13 protein-coding genes are annotated in these 18357 nt (G+C 36.0%); 1 reads left to right on the top strand and 12 read right to left on the bottom strand.

The annotated features are described in order from the left end of the window. The 12 genes from Q5O73_RS05960 to Q5O73_RS05905 form a co-directional block, all read right to left on the bottom strand. Positions 1–832 (bottom strand): 3-dehydroquinate synthase family protein (locus Q5O73_RS05960; protein ID WP_302669255.1); only part of this gene is annotated, 832 nt, incomplete at its 3' end. A 99-nt stretch (positions 833–931) separates the two neighbouring features. Continuing rightward, on the bottom strand, positions 932–1699 hold the full coding sequence (locus Q5O73_RS05955) for an SDR family oxidoreductase (protein WP_021952648.1): 768 nt from the start codon (positions 1697–1699) through the stop codon (positions 932–934). A 74-nt stretch (positions 1700–1773) separates the two neighbouring features. After that, complete coding sequence (locus tag Q5O73_RS05950; RefSeq protein ID WP_021952647.1) at positions 1774–2115, bottom strand: cupin domain-containing protein; 342 nt, start codon at positions 2113–2115, stop codon at positions 1774–1776. An 18-nt stretch (positions 2116–2133) separates the two neighbouring features. Then, entirely contained in the window at positions 2134–4248 is a 2115-nt protein-coding gene (locus tag Q5O73_RS05945; RefSeq protein WP_302669254.1) for a leucine-rich repeat protein, read from the bottom strand. 12 nt (positions 4249–4260) lie between these two features. After that, positions 4261–5154, bottom strand: a complete 894-nt coding sequence (locus Q5O73_RS05940; protein WP_021952645.1) for a hypothetical protein — start codon at positions 5152–5154, stop codon at positions 4261–4263. Next, positions 5147–6304 carry a radical SAM protein gene (locus Q5O73_RS05935; RefSeq protein WP_302669253.1) on the bottom strand — a complete coding sequence of 386 codons (1158 nt, stop codon included), beginning with the start codon at positions 6302–6304 and terminating at the stop codon, positions 5147–5149. The genes Q5O73_RS05940 and Q5O73_RS05935 overlap by 8 nt, the downstream gene beginning before the upstream one ends. A 14-nt stretch (positions 6305–6318) precedes the next feature. After that, complete coding sequence (locus Q5O73_RS05930) at positions 6319–7173, bottom strand: hypothetical protein (protein WP_302669252.1); 855 nt, start codon at positions 7171–7173, stop codon at positions 6319–6321. Positions 7174–7231: 58 nt separating this feature from the next. Then, positions 7232–7471 carry a hypothetical protein gene (locus tag Q5O73_RS05925; protein WP_021952642.1) on the bottom strand — a complete coding sequence of 80 codons (240 nt, stop codon included), beginning with the start codon at positions 7469–7471 and terminating at the stop codon, positions 7232–7234. After that, entirely contained in the window at positions 7471–8331 is an 861-nt protein-coding gene (locus Q5O73_RS05920; RefSeq protein WP_302669251.1) for a hypothetical protein, read from the bottom strand. The genes Q5O73_RS05925 and Q5O73_RS05920 overlap by 1 nt, the downstream gene beginning before the upstream one ends. 32 nt (positions 8332–8363) lie before the next feature. Further along, complete coding sequence (locus Q5O73_RS05915) at positions 8364–13454, bottom strand: fibro-slime domain-containing protein (RefSeq protein WP_302669250.1); 5091 nt, start codon at positions 13452–13454, stop codon at positions 8364–8366. Between the two features lie 341 nt (positions 13455–13795). After that, positions 13796–14377 (bottom strand): hypothetical protein, encoded by a 582-nt coding sequence (locus Q5O73_RS05910; protein WP_021952640.1) that lies wholly within the window; start codon positions 14375–14377, stop codon positions 13796–13798. Between the two features lie 72 nt (positions 14378–14449). Beyond that, positions 14450–17944 (bottom strand): InlB B-repeat-containing protein, encoded by a 3495-nt coding sequence (locus Q5O73_RS05905; protein ID WP_302669249.1) that lies wholly within the window; start codon positions 17942–17944, stop codon positions 14450–14452. 75 nt (positions 17945–18019) lie between these two features. Here Q5O73_RS05905 and Q5O73_RS05900 point away from each other — a divergent pair. Continuing rightward, the coding region (locus tag Q5O73_RS05900) for a helix-turn-helix domain-containing protein (protein WP_368076746.1) at positions 18020–18357 on the top strand (338 nt) is incomplete at its 3' end.

The raw sequence follows: 18357 nt of genomic DNA, 5'->3' as shown, positions 1-18357 counted from the left end.
CCATGCCTATAGCCAATGCTTCACCGTGAAGAAGCCGGTAATCGCTTACAGTTTCAATTGCCCTTCCAACGGTATGACCTAAATTAAGAACCTCCCTAAGTCCGCTTTCCCTTTCATCCTTCATTACAACATGATATTTTATACGGCAATTTTCCTCTGCAACCTTTTCGCAAACATCTTTATCCACAGCCATTATTTTATCAATATTCTTCTCTAAATATTCAAAGAAATCACTGCTGGCTAAACATGCATGTTTTATGGTTTCTGCCAAGCCACTGGATAACTGTCTCTTTGGAAGAGTTTTCCATGCGGCAATATCAATGTAAACCTTTTGGGGCTGATTAAACATTCCAATAAGATTTGTGGCAAGAGGAGTATCTACTGCGGTTTTGCCTCCAACTGATGCATCAGCAGAAGCAAGTAATGTGGTGGCATAATTTATAAAAGGTACGCCTCTTCCATAGGTTCCTGCCACAAAGCCTGCCAAGTCCGTAACCACTCCGCCGCCTACTGCTATAATACAGCAATCTCTGCGGTATCCCTTTGAAAGCATTGTATCTTCCACATACTCCTTTGTCTCTCTTGTTTTACTTTTTTCACCGGCTTCAAAAACAATCAAATCTGTCTTAAATCCTGCTGTTTCAATTAACTTATGTATTTTTTCACCATATAAATCCTTAACCACAGAATCTGTTACAACTACATATTTCTTTATATTCCCTACAAGACCGGCTTTTAAATCTAAAATTAACTTTTCTTCCAAAGAAAAACCAATTTCAATATCATAACTGTCATCCACTACCTTTTTTAATTCTACGTTAAATGTACTCATATTTGTCCTTTCCTAAAACGCCCTAACATAGCTTTGTCAAACGTCTAACGTAATTTTCTCTATTGGTGCTTTGCGAAATGCTCTAATATAATGTAATCTTTAGTTCTTTGTCTTTTTCTTCTGCTGCATTGCAACTATTTTAAGCAGACTTTGCTTTGGCAAAAGTTTTTGTCCCATTATGCATATTTTCATTTTTAATGAAGGTACAATAATAACCTTTCTCTTTTTCATTCCCATTAAAGCTTCCTTAACACAGTATTTAGGAGTAATTCCTTTAAGGGCGAAAATAACGTCTGCCATTTCATTAAATTCCGTGTCTACAGGTCCGGGACACAGCGCCCCCACATAGATTTTACTGCCCTCTTCTTTTAATTCCTGTGCCACCGCCTGGGTAATACTTGTAACATACGCCTTTGTAGCATAATATGTCGCCATATAAGGCCCTGCCGGAAGAAGCCCTGCTGAGGAGGCCACGTTTAAAATTCTTCCATAACCCTGGACTTTCATTTTTTGAAGGACTTTTTTAAATAAAATATGCATTGCCCTGATATTTACATTAATCATGGAAACTTCCTTTGCTAAATCCGTATCCTGAAAATTTCCACAGGTGCCAAAACCTGCATTATTTATAAAAACATTAATGTCCCTATGAGATATTTTTTCCCATAACTGATAACACTCCAATTCGTTAGACAAATCAGAGACAATAATCTCACAGGGAACTGAAAGTTCCGATGCCAACTTTTCCAGCCTGTCCTTTCTTCTTGCAGTAAGGATAAGGCTGTAGCCCATTTTGGCAAAAGCTCTGGCAAACTCCATTCCAATTCCGGAACTTGCACCTGTTATAACAGCTGTTTTTGTTTTCATGAAAAAACCTCCTTGCATAATATGTAGAACCTCTTCCCTGCGGTCAGAGGCATTTCGTCGGAAATATTTTTACACTAGAATGAAACAACTAATTCCATCTTGAATTTTTCTTCCCCAAAAACTGCATGAGGAACATCCTTTGGCATAATAAGTGATTCACCTTCTGTTAAGGTGAACACCTCTCCACCTACTGTAAAACGGCCTTTTCCGTCAAGTACAGTAACCATGGCATCTCCACCTGATGCATGAGTTGATATTTCCTCTCCCTTATCGAAAGAAAAAATGGTAACACTTACAAAATCGTTTTGAACCAAAGTCTTGCTAACAACCTGTCCATCCTGATATTCAACTAAATTCTTTAATAATATTTTTTCCTGTTTTGGAATATTCTTGTACAATTTGCCTCGTCCTTTCATAAAAGCCTATGGCTTAACCTATTTTTTAATTTTAACCTTTTTAGAAGTCCATCTACTATAATATACCTTTTTACCGACTTTTTTATAACATCTTACCTTTACATACAGAACTTTTTTGTTCTTTATTTTGCTGCTTTTAACTGTAAAGACATTTTTCTTAACTTTCTTAGTTACGGTTTTTGATTTGGCATATTTCTTAGAGCTTGAAATTTTAATTTCATATCCGCTTATGCCTTTTATCTTCTTAAGGGATATTTTAACCTTGTTTGAAGCTAATTTTTTGCTGAATTTAGACACTTTTGTCTTTTTAACAGTCACTTTACCTACAGTGGTGGTTTGCTGTTTTTTAGTGGTAATATTTCCCCCTCCGGAAGTCTTTGTAGTGGTTTCCGGCTGCGTAGGAGCCACTGTTGTAGGCTTCTGTGTTGGAGCCACTGCCGTTGGTTCGCTCCCCGGCTCTGTTGCCGGCTGTGATGTTACATGCTCGCTGCCAAGCTCTGTAGTTGGCTCTGCTGTCGGTGCCTCTGTGGTTGGCTCTGTAGTTGGAGCTTCTGTTTCATCTTCCTTAATAAGCTTCACTGCTACATCAAAACTTCCAATAGCGTTTTTATCCTCAAATTTTGTATCAAGGAAATATACCTTATTGGCTTCAAGGTGATAACTGATAAAGAAATTGCTGTCATAATTTCCGTCAGAAAGTTCCCCTCTGTCATCATTTTCTAATAAGAGATTTTCATCTACATCATAGAGAGCTGCCCATGTATCTGTATCATCACCTATGGAATAAATATTATAATCCCCTGATTTAGCCGGAATAAATCTTAAACGGCTGGTCTGATTCTTTTCAACAATATTTACCGTGGTGTTCTTTCTTGTGGTTAAATCCTGTATATTTAACTGAGTTACCACTACAATATCATATGTTGTTGTTTTTCCTCCATACTCAACAGTAAGAGTTCTTCTTTCCACCTTGTCAGAGGCAAAGCCCTTAACTGAAAAGCCTGAACTTTTAATTGCACTGGTTCCGTCTACATAATTAACCTTTATTTCAAGACCTACACAATTAAATTTATCACCTATAGCAAATACAGTTTTCTTTGGATATTCTGATATTTCAATAGAACTAACCTTCTTCTCTGATAATTCACTAAACTGCAAATCATTTCTTTTAGCGTATGTATCTGCTGTAGATGCAGCATATCCGCAAATTGTAACGTTGCTATTATTTAAAATGTCATTTATCTTACATTCACTGTTTTCTATAGTTAATTTGCTTAATTTATCGCAGTTATAAAAAGCCATATAGCCGATTTCACTAACAGAGTTTTTAAGAACTACTTCTTCAAGATTTGCTGAATTGTAAAAGGCATTATCGTTTATGATGGTTGAGCCATCTATTGTTACTGATTTGTCCTCTCCTGCAATTGTATACTTAATAAGCTTCTTTAAATCCTTTGAATACAGACAGCCGTCCTTTGATGCATAATAGCCATTACCTGTGGCAACATCAAAGTTTTTAATTGACTTAGCACAATAAAAGGGTTCATATTCACCCATGCTTCTAAGTCCTGCCGGAATGGTTATGTTTTCAAGATTTTGACTGTAGTCAAAGGCATAGTCACCAAAACTTCTAACTGTTTCAGGAATTGAAAAATCTGTATTTTCCCTGTTTGCAGGATATATTAATAGTGTCTGCATATTTTTTGTGTACAAAACACCATCTGTTGACTTAAAATTTTCATTTTCATCATCTACTAAAATCTCTTTTAAACTCTGACAATTTTCAAACGCATATTCTCCTAAATTGGTAATGGTTTTTGGAAGACTAACACTTTCTAAAGCACTACTTCCAAGGAATCTTCTACTATTAATCTGTGTAATTCCCTCTTCGATAATAAGTTTTTTAAATGCTATTTCAGAAAAAGGTGAACTACTCACCGCTCCTTTACCACTAATTGTCAGTGTTTCACTGGCACTGTCATAGGACCACTGAGCCTCACTTCCACAACTGCCTGATGTAGCGCTGTCAGCATAGACAGTGTTAGCATCAGTTGTAAAAACAGATGGTGCCGGGGAAAAAGCCATGGCAACTACCATTCCCCAGGTAACTATTTTCTTAAACTCTTTTCTCATAACCTTACTCTCCTATTCCTCTGCTATTTGTACATCCACTATTACACTGGTATTGGCACTAAAATGATTAGCCACTGATGTAACAGTTTTCTTACCTTCTATGTTTTCAAAGGGCACTCTGTAAGTTATACCTCCCATAAATGCTCCACCTGACTGCACATATTTATAATAAACATACACCTTCTTATAGGTTTTGTCTGTTTTGTTTTTAAGCTTGAGATTTCCGTTTTCCTTAATTACTTCAAACTTATCCTCTAACAAATCCGGGGCATCTAAGTAGGCATTAACTACAGTTCCGTAAGAATAATCGTCCTTATCACTGTATTTTCTCTTATTAGATTCCAACACCAAAGCCGATGTATGAGGCAACAGATTAGTTACTCTAAAGGTAGCATTTTCCTTGTCACTAACTTTAAAGGTAATATCACCTACCTGTAACATCTTGTCAGATGTATTGGATATAATAATGGCTGCCACCTTTTCTATAGGCTCATCGCTGCCATCCTCTAAATAATTTCCTGTATAACTTCCCACTTTTTCAATAATGAGATTGCTGTCTGATAATTCTACCTTTTCACTTTTTTTATCGTCTTTATTACTTTTCTTATCTTTCTGATTAGTTGTAGAATTTTTTACGCTTTTTTTAGTTGTAAATCCCTGAATTTTGTCAACTTCCAATGTATTCTTTCCCGGCTCTACATAGTCCTCTACTCTGGTTACATTATTAGTTATGCTTTCTAATTTCTCAGGGCTTAAAGCAGTATTCTTTTGTGCTTCTTTTTTCATGCTTTCTACTTCGCTCTTGTTATTATTGGCGTTTTTAAAAAACAGTATAGTTCCTACTAACAGTAGCACCACGCAAACAACTATAACAATTACAATTATCTTTTTATTTTTGCTATTCATCTTCATTCTCCGCCTTTGCTAATGATTCAATATTATTTACAAAACTCTGGCATTGTCTTAGGTACTCACGGGTTATTCCACACAAATATTCCGGTTTTACAGTGGAATCACCATGACCTTCTGCAACAGCTAAAGCTCCACAAACGGTACATGCATTTCTATGCTCACACCGGGTGCAGGCTTTGGGTAAAAAGATCTTGTCAGTTTCCTTCACTATGTAATCCCAGCACTCATCAAAGGATTTTTCTTTGGGATTTACAACAGGCTGATTCATCATTCCACAAGGTGTCATACGTCCATCCCATGTAATCCAGAAAGAACATTTTCCTGCTATGCACCCCATGTTTTCTTCCTCAGCCACAATGCAGCCATCATCTTCATCTGCTCTAAAACCCTGTTGCATTCTTTTAATAAACCAATACAAAACTCCACTATCCATTTCAGCCATTTTGGTTCTAAAAAGTGCCTGTCCCGCTTCTTCTTCCGTGAATCTTAAAACCTCATTTTCACTTTCAAAGCGTCTGATAGGTGGAAACATATACACCATAGGCTTAACTTTTAATTTCCGCTTCTTTGCAAAATCGTATATAGCCTCTATATCGCATACATTGTAAGGTGTGAAGCTGGCATTTATTGCTACCGCTATTCCCGCTTCAAGCAACCTGTCAATGGAAGCGGTCACCTTATCAAATCCATGGGAATCACCACATAAACGACTGTAAGTTTCATTACTTCCACCATATAAAGTTATTCTGATTTTTGATGGTGGACATTTTTTCAGCCAACAGACAACCTCATCAGTAATTAATATGCCATTAGAATTAATGGTAATTATAAATCCCATTTTATTCAATTCAGTATATATCTCTTTAAAATCCTTTCTAAAAAAAGGCTCCCCACCTGTAAGTAAAAGAAACAGCATGCCCTTATCCCTGCACACTTTTCCAAAATCTATCCATTGATTTGCCGTCCATTCCCTGCCGGCACTACACATTTCCTTCTCAGACATTCTGATGTAGCACATTTTACAATTCAGATTACATCTGGGTGTCAATTCAAAAGAACCATGTATCGGTGCCCTGTCCTTCATGGCTTTTAAATACAAACCGGTTCTAAGGTTAGGCTTAAAAGGATTATTCAAATCACTCACAAAATTTCTCCTTATTAAAATACCGTATCACAAACTAACTTTACTGCTTCTTCGTCCGGCAGACAGGTTAATTCATATACCGGTATCCTGCTAATAATTTCTTCTATAATATTCATGCTAATATTTGACAGCTTATCATCCCATCTGGCAAGAGAAAATCGTGGAAACATATTTCTATACAATTCCATTCCCACCAACTGCCTAATAGAATTTTTTTCTCCCTGTTTAAGCAAAATAATTGCTTTAATAGGTGCAGACTCATTTCTAAATATCTTAGAACTTCCTGCATAAGGAGAACCATAAACATTAGTAATATCCTTAGAAATATCTATAGTAGCCCTGTCACCATTAAGTATATCAGCATTCATGTATTTTTTCCACAAGTTTGCCTGAGTTGATTTTCCAATCTCTGAAGGTCCACTAAAAAGGATTGCCTGATTTTGATATTCAACTACGGAAGCATGCATAATAATGCGGTTGAAAAGAAGTAAAACCAAATCAATATCAAGGCTACTCATTAAAAGTCCTGGACCATTAGTTAATTCAATAAACTTTCTATCAACATAAATTTGTGCTTCCTTTGATTCTATGTCAAACACTGTACTTATTTCCAGACTACTGTCATCTCCCATTTTGTAACTGAAATAAACAAAATATTTGCTGTTGTTTATATATATTTTTCTGATATTGTTTTCAAATATCAGAGTGCCTTTATCACTCTTCAACTCACTTTCCACCATGATTCTATATTTGAAATCTGCTTCCTTTTCATTGTTACATATAAAAGGCACCATATTTTCGGGTACCTCCTTATAAGGGAATCCTTCAATTTCAATTATTAATCCTGCTAAATTAATTTTTATATCCATATTATTTATAAAACCCTTTCCCGACAAAAGTCAGGAAAGGGTTTTCCTTTTTATTATCTTATGATGGCATAGTCGGAGTAAAGTAACACAATCCACTAGTAGGTGTGTCATATCCCATACTCTTTACCCATGCTTCAAATGCCTCATCTGTTTCAGGTGCACCTGCCGGTACCATTGTTGACTTATACGTATCTTTTAATTCATTATATAAATCTGATCCCATCTCTACAGTTGCTAAAATCTCAATATCCATATCAAACTTTTCAATGCAGATTTCAGGTTTACTATATTTCTTCATTATTCCTGTACCACCTTTCCATCAAATCCAAACTTTTCAGATCTGTATCCTTCTTCATCATATCCAACAATATACATTGTACTTGCCTTTATGTTTTCTGTCTTACTTGCTTTGAACTTGAGAGTCCATTCTAGTCCACCATCAACTGTCTTACTTGAAGCTGTTGTAAGTGTTACTTCTTTTCCATTTGCATCAAATACTTTGATATCATCTACTGCCACAGGTGTTGTTACCTTAACCATGGCATATCTGTCTTTAATAAAACTATCTGATTTTGTATTATATCCTGCCTTTATAACTACATCAGTAGGATTTAATTCTGATTTAACACCTTTATCTTCAACTGTAGTTGCTGTTACCGGACTTAATTTGTATCCTACGACTTTCATGCCTGTTAATGAAACATATCCGTCACCACCTGCAACTCTTAAGTACAACTTTCCATCATACTTATCTCCAAGTGTATCAAGTTTATAATACAACTCTGTTGCTGATTTAATTGTAGCAATATCTGTCCATACAGCACTGTTATTAACTTCCTTTAAGTACTGAAGTTTAAGTTCACTTCCCTTAACATTCTTTATTCCAACCTGAATTGTCTTGGAATTTCCTGTGTAACCCTCTAAATTGTCATACATAAATGCCAAACCATATCCTGCACTTAAATACAATTCATTGTTTGGTCCACTTACTGCATATGTCATCATATCCTTAGTTGTGTTTGGATCCAACTCCTTAGTGTTATCTGTATTGTATCCGTTAAAGGATTCTACTACCGACTTACCTGTAAGGAAGGCTGCTCCATTTCCTGTATACTTAGCTAAGGAAATAACTCCCTGTTTATCATATGTTGAACTCAATGGGTCATCATAATTAAACTTAAAGTTTGCTCCTAATATAAGCGTTTTATTTCGCTTACTGTTGCACCTAACTCATTGTTATCATCATATTTACCTTCAGCTGTTGAGTTACCCTTAGCCGGATTATAAATTCTGATTCCGTCAATAAATACACTCTTTGCTTCTGAATTATTTCCTTTAAGTGAAGTTATAGTAACAATATAGTCACCAGCTTCTCCTGTATCATTTCTCCATGTTATTACTGGAACCTGATACAAATCACCATTTTCGTATGATGTATCAATAATCATACTCTTAACAAGGTTACTCCATCCATTCTGAACAATTAACATACCATTGTTTTTAGTTATCTTTGTATCATCTGTCTTGTTGTATACGCTTACAACAATAACTCCTGTTGAACGATTTGTTCTACTTACAATATCAAATCCTGTACCCTTGAACTCAAAGGCTGCCATAGCAGATTTACCTAACTCGTGTGAGCTTCCATTACTATTACCGTAACTTTCATCTTCATATGCCGGATCATATCCGTACTGCATATCCAATGCATTAGACTGTGAACTGTCTTTTGTCTCACCATTAATTGTTACATTTCCTGAATAAATAATCCCGCTCTTAGAATCAATATTTTCATCTGTTCCACTATTAGAGAAGTTATCCTCATAATACACAATATTAGCCGGCATTACTTCTACCTTGGATGTCATAACCGGTGTAGCATTTGAAGCATCTAAATCAGATGCACCTGATGCAACGCCGTCCTTTGTAACCTGAACTCCCATATAGAAAGTATCTACATCACTCATGAACTTCTTAGGTGTGTACATAAGCTTTGAATCAGCCCATAATGCTGTTGCCTGATTGAAGTCCATCTGGTTCTTAAACTCGCCATCACTATATGTATAATTAAGTGAATTCTTGTAATTAGCACCAACTGTGCTATCAGACATACCTAATACTGTATATCCATCTGCGTCTGTATCATCCTGCAAAATTGATTTATTTGTAACACTAAAGTTCTTATCATAATTATAAGGTGTTGTACCACCTAAGATACCATTAGTATCAGCAAACAAGTCTGTCTTTAAACCGTAATCTAAAACGTAAACTTTATCATTTACATTATAGTTATAAACTACTACTTCTACTTTCTGTGTTCCGTTATTAACATTATCTGCTAACTTAAGAACAAACTTATCATAACCTACATGTTTTGATGTAAATGTCATCTTATTAATGCTTGATTCGTTGCTAACATCACCATTCTCCCATGTAACTTCTGCCTTGTTAGAAGCATCTGCATTATGTGTAAATGTAATGTCTGATGAAGCATTTTCAAGAGTGTAATCATTATATGTTACTGACTCTGTTCCCGGAGTTGTTACTGTTGTAGTAACACCTTCATCCAATACTACAGGCCATACATATGAACAATTCCATCCTTTATATCTTATAGACACATTAACATCTCCATCATTTGTCATTGTAAACGGAATGATTATTGATCCATCTATATTCATAAGCATATTATCTAAATCGCCACTGCTGGTTCCTGTTAAATACTGATTTTTAATTGCTGTATAACCATAAGTAGTATTATTAATTGTTATAGACTCAATTCCATAACCTCCTTTTCCAGGAGATGTTATCTTCAGCTTATGTTCATTACTTCCGTTTATAGTAGCCTGAACATTCGATATTGTTGTTAAACCAGTTGCCATGCCATTACTTACTGTGTTATCCATAGCTATAGAAGATGTCTTTTCATGACTAACTGTAGTTGTTGTTCCAGACTGACCTTCTTTAGTTGTCTTATGTGTAAACTCAGCCGGCAATGGTAAATTAGTTGTTTTACCAATCTCTGTATAATATACAAGTCTCTTCATATCCGCCTCTGTATTTGTAAATACAAATTCAGGTTCATTTGTATATGCAAGAGTTGCCATTGTTCCATCATTTGTTGTGAATGTAGCATTTTCAACCGACTCCTCTGAGCCTGAAACCTTTACATTCTTAAATGTTTTTGTTGCATTTAACTCTGTAACTTTAATCTTTGTATTTACCGGAATACCTGTAAATACAGCTTTCTGTCCGGCACTAATCTCAATAGTGCTGTCTGCTGATACGGTTTTATCTCCAATTTTTGCATTGGTATCACTATCATATACTGTATATGATACCCCTGCTAAAGAACCGCTTAACCCATAGGTCTCATTAGAAGCTCCAAATAACTGTGTATACTTAACTTCAAATGTATATGCTGAAGCACTTTCTGTACCAACAAATTCCTTAGCTACAGAGAAACCTGTCGCCTTAGCAGCATTTAAGTAATCAACCTTAATGCTTACATCCTCACCTGCTGCAGCAGCTGTTTTATTCTGAATAGTCACACTGTTCTGTCCATCAGTACGCCCATCATTTGCCTCTAAGCCTGATACATTTTCTGCAAACTTTTCACCATCTCCATCAGTTATGGAATATGATGTATCAAAACGCTTATCTTCTTTTTGCTTTATTGATACCTTATCACCACGTATACCATTTTCTGTAGAGCCGTCAATTTCTTCTGTCTGTGTAACAGTTCCGTTTCCGCCAAATGAAATACTGTTGTTTTCAAATAATGTCTTAGTTGTGTCTGATAAATCACTAACATCATAAGTGAATTTATCTTTTTCCATAATTCCTGAAACGGTGTTCTGCAATGTTTTCTGGATATTAGATAAATCCATTGTATTTGTAACTGTAAGACCATTCTTCTGCGTTAAATCAACAGCGTCCAAGTTGAAGTCAATCATAAGGTTTGAATCATACAAGCCTCGTTCCATATAGAAAACTGACAATGTATGTGTCTTACTTCTATCAAGATTTTTTATCCAATCCTGTACTGAACTGGCTGTTGCTTTCTCAATTCCTGTATCTGTAACCTTATATGGATTGTCAACATTAACCTCACCTGTTGTAAAGTTAATGCTACCTGTTGCACGTCCATGGGCACCACCAACATCAAGTGCTAATTTTCCGTCAACATATACCCACAAGTCGTCATCTCCTGAGAATCTAAATACTGTATCTTCTACAATATCAGGAAGATTTGTAATTTCACTTTCATCGCTTAATGCATACACCTTCATAACAGCATCATCTACATATGACCTATATCCTACTGATACGCTGTTAATATCAGTTGTTTCATTAAGTTTTAATAAAATGTATCCATCATTATTGTTATCAAGACTAACAACATTTTCATCTGTGAATTTACTTAATCCCGGATATGTAATTGTTGCATTTCCATTTGTCAACCAGTAATCAGTTCCGTTTATTCGTATATTATCAACATTAACATTTCTAGCTTCTGCTAATTTAACTACAACATACTTAGCTGCACTGTTTTTAACATTAAAATCTTTATACTTTGCATCGGCTGAACTACTTCCTCCAGTTTTTGCCAAGTCAATTCTTTTAGCATTTGCTGTTGCTGTTTTATCAGATACCGTAAACGGAATCCCCAGTCTCATACCAAAGCCATAGTTTACCTTGGTATCTTCCTTGCCGGGTTTTGAATCAGCCAAAGTTGCATTATTATTAACATTACCTGAAATAGGTGTGTTAAATGGGAAGAATCCAACTTCACCACTGGCATTTTCAGAAGGATTTGTTATAGTTGCAGTTGAACTTGAATTATATACAAGATTTCCTTCTGAATTCATATAAACATTATCTTTACCTGACTTACTGTCAAATATATAATGTCCATCCTCTGTGACCCTAAACGGAAACTGAATAGGATTTTCCATAGAACCATAAATGTCAGCATAATCTTTTAAGAAATTATCATCAAAAAATGGCATAATAACATTATTTTCTGATGATAACAACTGTCTGTTTGTTGAAAGATATGGTGCAACCAGCCCCTGAAGTGGACTGCCTACCAAACTTGTTTCATTATTTCCATTTCCATCACCTGATATATTATGGTTTGTGTACCACAACCTGTCATTTATTGAATAAGTCGAATCCTGACCTATTAGTTTATACAATGGTCTTGAACCAACTGCATTAATACCACCTTCTAATATATAATTTCTGCTGTCAGGTGCTCCGGTAACCATCGGGTATGTCATTTTTCCTTCACCCCAATATCTTGCTTTCATTGCATCATTGAAATTCTGGAACTGATCCCACCATGAAGCTCCGCCACCTTTTTTGTAATTATACATAACAGCTGGTACTGTAAACAACGTACTACGACTGCTTTCATCAGAGTTTGTATCTGTCATACCTTCTAATTTTAAATTATCAAAGTTATATCCATAATTAGCATCACTTAATTGTTCACCATAAATGCTGTCTGAAACACTCGGATCAGTCCACTGTCCTGTACATGAGGTATCGTCACTATCCTTAAAATTCGTTATATAATATTTTGTATACGACTTTCTGTCAAAAGCTCCCCATTTACCCCAAACTGCTCCATCTGATCCTCTTCTTTCAATCTGTATATTGTTTCCTACAGTCTTTGGAATAGATGTAGTCCACAAGGATACATCTGACTGCTGTTCAAATTTATAGTCAGTATTTGTATCATTATCATGAAGATATAACTGTGCACCAAAGTTTGAAAAATTAGCAAATCTCTCTGAATCAGATATCTTATTTACTAAAGTGAACGTTACTTCCGGTACTGTTCCGTCTCCCCATTCACCTGTTCCCATAGCTGTAACAGTATATACTGTATTGTTTCCTCTTTGAGTATTCATCCAATCATTCCAGTAATAAGATACCCCATTGTCTTGAACCGGTGATACTCTTACAAAAGTAACAACATCTGAATCAACTTCTGCTGTCCATGTGTAATCTTCAGTCGTCGATCTTGTCATCTCCTTACCGGCAATCATCTCATTATTGCTGTTCCTGTACGCAGATGAATCTGATACCGCCCCATCAATAACATAGACTCTGGCATTGTCATTAGCTACATCCGAGTTACCAACAAACTTAATAGTTGTAGCCGCCTTAACCTCACTGACAAACGGTTGTAAATTAACTGTTCCGATTGTCATTGCTACTGCCAATACAACTGACAGTATTTTCTTAATCAATCGTCTGTTTACTTTCATTACGATTTTTGCCCCTTTCTTATCATTTCATCATTATTTAAATAATCTTTTTTTAAATCAAAAAACTTTGTAAATACTAACCAAATTTGAAGAAAAGGTAAAACGTTTTACCTTTTTCTAATATTCACAAAGTCCTCCACCTTTCAGTATTATAGCATTTCTTTTTTTTAATTCCATACTAAAACCTGATATTTTTTGTCGGTTTACTATTTTTTTTACAGAAGAATCTATTTTTTTCGATATTTTTATCAGTTTTTATTGTTTTTTCCTAATGTTCTAACATTTTCTTACTAAATAATGTCTTCCTACATTATTATTAATATTATTAATGATGTACTTTTTTAATCTCTTACAAACAAAAAATATCCTTTTTCTTTTCCTTCGCTATCCACCTTACATATTTTTATTCCATAATCTATTACTTTATTCTTATCTTTCTCTGCATCTTTTTCATATTTATATTCATATTTTTCTCCGGCCAAGTCTTCAAATATCAGCTTATCCCCGTTTTTTATTTCATCAAGGGCATCTGTAAATGAGTCTATTCCGTAAATAGTCATACCTTCTATATCCCAGGGCATACCATCACCACTTCTACATAGGGAATATGCATAGGTGTTTTTGTCAAATACATTTATTACAGGATATCTGATATTTTTATCCGGAATTTCCACAAATCCCACTATCACCTTGTCATCTATGGTTATGAAGGTGTCTCTATCCATCTTAGGGACATCCTTTTTAATGTGGGCAATCTCCTTTTCTGCATTGTCAAACAGTTGTTTTGCCCTTTTTCTGTCACCACTGCCATTACCACCGGTAGCTGCCAGTGCCACCACTATCACCACTAAGGCGCATAAAGTAACTGCCACTATGCCTGTTATTTTTTTATTTTTATTTAGCAGTTCTTTTATTTTCTCCATAATCATGCTACTCCTTTTTTACAGCATTAGGCGCCCCTGAAAGATTTTGACTTTCAAGGGCACCCCTATGCCTTACTTTAATTTCATTGTCTTCTTAACGAATCCCGTTTTTTTACTAAGTTTCTTCTTGTATTTCTTTTTGGCTTTCTTTGGCACCTTAAACACTGCCTTTTTGCTTATGCCCTTAAAAGCATATTTGCCAATTTTTGAAATCTTAGATGATTTAAACTTAATGCTCTTTAGTTTCTTTTTCTTGTAGAAGGCTTTGGCTGCTATAACCGTAACGTTCTTTCCTATTATAACGCTGGTAAGCTTCTTATTACTTTTAGCTACGTTAGTTCCCACTGCCGTAACCTTATAGGTTTTACCTTTTATCTTTATGGTATCAGGTATTGTAAGCTTCTTAGCCTTCTTGTCAGTTGTTCCAAGATATGTTACTGCTCCTTGGGATGTCACTCTGTATTTTGCCTTTCCTACAGTCTGGGTGCTTCCTACTTTTACAGTGCTATTATCTCCCGGCTTTACACTATCTCCACCGGAGGATTTTTTCCATATAGCATACAAGGTAACATCACCTTTAATATAGAATTTGTCTCCCGGAACATATGTGGTTCCTGAACCATCTGCCTTAGTGTTCCATGATACAAAGGTTTTACCCTGATAGGTAAATCCGCATTTTGAAACTAATACAGAGTCGTTTTTACTATAAGGACTGTTAGGGTCTGTCATGGCTCCCTTTCCACCGTTAGCCTTATAAATAACCTTGTAGCCTTTTTCCTGTGTCTGTCCCTGAACCTCAGCTCCAAAGGTAAATGATGTTGATAATGCTGCTCCATCTACCAGAATAAGCTTTCCTTCAACAAAACCGTGACTGCCTTTTTTCACTGTAAGTTTGTTGCTATCCATTTCAGCACTTCCAAGAACCGCTTTCATATTCCAGTCAACATTTTCCATGCCATTTAAAACAATGGTATTATTGTCATTAGTTATGGCACATAACTGCATTGCCACTGATGTGTCATCCTTATCGCTTAAGAACAGGTTTTTATTAGAATAAGAAATCCATTCCTTTTCCGTATTATCAGTAGTATCGGCACTCAACGCCACATCTAAGCTTTTAACATTTCCCATTCCGTTGTTAAAGACTTCGCACTGTGCCTTTTGAGTGTTTCCGATTTCATCACTTACAATGACTTCTACTTCCTTTTTATAATAACCCTTACCGATATTAATATCAAATGAGAAATCTCCTTCTTCTCCCATTGTTGCCTTAATATCCTTTAAAGTTTTCTGTCTCAAAACCGGCTTTCCGTCTACATTAATTGTAATATAGGCATCATCTTCCGTCATTCCACTTACTGTTAAAGTACCGTCTTCCTCAAAGCCTGAACCCTTAGTAGGTGACTTAAGAAGCAATGTTGGTGCTGTGGTATCTACGTTAAATACGAAATATTCACTAAATCCGTCTCCATTTTCATTTTTTCCATATACCGTTATGGTGTGGTCACCATCTGCTATGTTACTTAATGAAATAGGTATGGAGTTTGTATCCGTAAATGTTCCTGTTTCAACTTCTTCTCCATCTAACACCCATGTTCCTGACACTTTCATATCAGATGTAGCCGTAAAGTTAATGGTTGAAGAATCATATGTGTCATACATTACTGTTTTTTCCACAACATTTTCATTGTCATCCTTTACATGCTCTAATCTTCCTACCTGATATTTTTTCTTATCAGCAGTAAGCTTTATGGTAGCCTTATTTGGTGTATTAAGTACAATTTCATCTGAAAATGTTTCTTCGCCATAAGTTAATCCTGTAAGATTTCCCTTGTTATCCATCAATTTATTAAAAGGTGTAGCTGAAATTATGTACTTTCCATTAGCCTTAAGGCCTTCTTTTTTAACAATGGTTTTTCCCTTTTCATTTTCAGAACTGTTTTCACTGCTGCCTCCAAGTATGGCATATATTTCCTTTGCCTCATTTTTTGCTGCGGAAACAGTGTAATCCGGCAATTCTGTTTTTTCACCTTTTTCATTTACTTCATATACCTTAAATACAGCTCCTGCACATTTACTGTCCCCTGCTGCATCCACCTGAGCTTTAAATTGTAAGTCTCCTGCATTAGATACTGAAACACTTCCGATTTTAGCCGGCTGGGTATTGTTGGTGTACTCAAAAGTGCCTGTGGTATTTACTATGCCTGTAGTAACATCTTCCTTACTGTATACAACACGGATATAGTATTTACCTGCTGTAAGAGTTTTTGGAAGCTGTATGGTAGTGGTTTTCTTTGCAATATCCTTTTTAGTAAGGGTTGCAACCGGAGTTCCTCCCTCACTTTCCACATCTAAATCCTCTACCACATAAATATCCATTTTATCAAGGTCAGTCATCTTGGCATTTCCATTCCAGTTCACTTTTACCTTATTGTCTGTGTCAGAATATTTAGTTTTTGCTACACTTACCGTAGTTACTTCCGGTAGTGGATCCACAGCATAAAGAATAAGTTCTGAAGATTCTACCGTATTTACTTTATAAGTGTTGTTATAAAGATTTTTGTCTGTAAAGGACACTACTATGGTTCCCTGTTTTTTATCTTCATCATATGAGAAGTTAGCATTTGCATCTGCATTTTCTTCATCACTCTTTGAATTATCATAATACTTCAAAGTGATTTCCTTACCTGCTTCATCTTTAATCTTAAATCCTGCTTTTGACTTGTCAGCCTGTTCTAAGGTATCTGCACTAAAAGCTACACTTAACACCTGAGCACCGCCGTTTTCGTACTGACCTAATGTAAAATCGTGATAGGTCTTTGTTATGTCAGAATGAAGACTTGATGACACACTGCCACTTCCATCTGCCAAAAGATTTCCTCCTGTTGAAGATGCCGTTTCATGAATATTTGAAGCAAGACTCATGTAAAGAGTATCCTTCTTTTCGGCATCATATCCTACTGCATACCATGTTTTGCCATTAATGTCTTTCACACCGGCTTCCTCTAAATATTGCGGGTACGTTGGCTCTACCTTTGCCTCAGAGCCAAATGACAAATCACCACCATATACATAAGATATACCTGTTGAAAATCCTAAAACCTTAAGTGCTCCCCATATACGGGTTGTGTTAAGTCCAAGAGCTGCACTTCCTACTTCTATTCCACCAATTAATGGAATGAAATCAGGAATTTTAACTGCCGCCTGAGCATATGCCTCAAAGGCTTCTTCTGCTCCTGTACTGGTATCCATTATAATATAACCCTTACCTTCTATTACTCCAAGACACTTTATGCTACATTGCATAAGAAGCTTATAGTAAGGTATCCAGTCTACCTGAAGTTTAGCGTAATCCATAATTTTTATATCAGTATTTGAAACTTTAAGATTTGATATTTTTACCCCAAATCCTGTAAGTCCCAAAGAGAAATCCGCTCTGGCATCTAAAGCCTGAAATAGTCCGAAGGATACGCTAAGGAGCAGTCGGATTGGTGGTACTTCGCTGGCACAAAACAGTGTGTCATACATGTTTTCAAATCCGCCACCGCCTCCCATAATCCAGTTCATGGCTAATTAAAGGGAACAAAAAGAAAGGAAAAGCACAATCCAGACGGTATCAGCGGCAGGCTACAAGAATAAATTGTGATTTCACAAGATTGGTGTTATAATAAGAGAAAAGTTCCTGCCGGGGCAGTCGTCCCGGTGGTATGGATAGAAAGGCAGGAAAACAATATGCACATCAGCTATAAACCACTCTGGCACACACTGTTAGAGCGTGATATGAGAAAAGAGGATTTAAGGCTTGCCGCTGGTATGACAACAAATATGATTGCCAACATGAGCAAAGAGGGAAAGCACATCAGCATGGATACATTAGCCCGTATCTGTGAAACTCTGAATTGTGAGATTACTGATGTGATTGAGTTAGTACCAGACGAGCCTGCTTCCACAGGAGGTAAGGAACATGAGCGAATTGAAAC

It is taken from the genome of Eubacterium sp. AF15-50, from assembly GCF_934835595.1.
Lineage (GTDB): Bacteria > Bacillota > Clostridia > Lachnospirales > Lachnospiraceae > Eubacterium_G > Eubacterium_G segne.
This window is presented reverse-complemented; position numbering and strand designations above follow the sequence as displayed.

What these genes read in the sequence shown, in the direction of transcription:
- Q5O73_RS05915 (WP_302669250.1), bottom strand. Translation starts at nt 13,454, where the DNA reads ATGAAAGTAAACAGACGATTGATTAAGAAAATACTGTCAGTTGTATTG.
- Q5O73_RS05905 (WP_302669249.1), bottom strand. Translation starts at nt 17,944, where the DNA reads ATGAACTGGATTATGGGAGGCGGTGGCGGATTTGAAAACATGTATGAC.
- Q5O73_RS05950 (WP_021952647.1), bottom strand. Translation starts at nt 2,115, where the DNA reads ATGAAAGGACGAGGCAAATTGTACAAGAATATTCCAAAACAGGAAAAA.
- Q5O73_RS05925 (WP_021952642.1), bottom strand. Translation starts at nt 7,471, where the DNA reads ATGAAGAAATATAGTAAACCTGAAATCTGCATTGAAAAGTTTGATATG.
- Q5O73_RS05955 (WP_021952648.1), bottom strand. Translation starts at nt 1,699, where the DNA reads ATGAAAACAAAAACAGCTGTTATAACAGGTGCAAGTTCCGGAATTGGA.
- Q5O73_RS05910 (WP_021952640.1), bottom strand. Translation starts at nt 14,377, where the DNA reads ATGGAGAAAATAAAAGAACTGCTAAATAAAAATAAAAAAATAACAGGC.
- Q5O73_RS05945 (WP_302669254.1), bottom strand. Translation starts at nt 4,248, where the DNA reads ATGAGAAAAGAGTTTAAGAAAATAGTTACCTGGGGAATGGTAGTTGCC.
- Q5O73_RS05940 (WP_021952645.1), bottom strand. Translation starts at nt 5,154, where the DNA reads ATGAATAGCAAAAATAAAAAGATAATTGTAATTGTTATAGTTGTTTGC.
- Q5O73_RS05930 (WP_302669252.1), bottom strand. Translation starts at nt 7,173, where the DNA reads ATGGATATAAAAATTAATTTAGCAGGATTAATAATTGAAATTGAAGGA.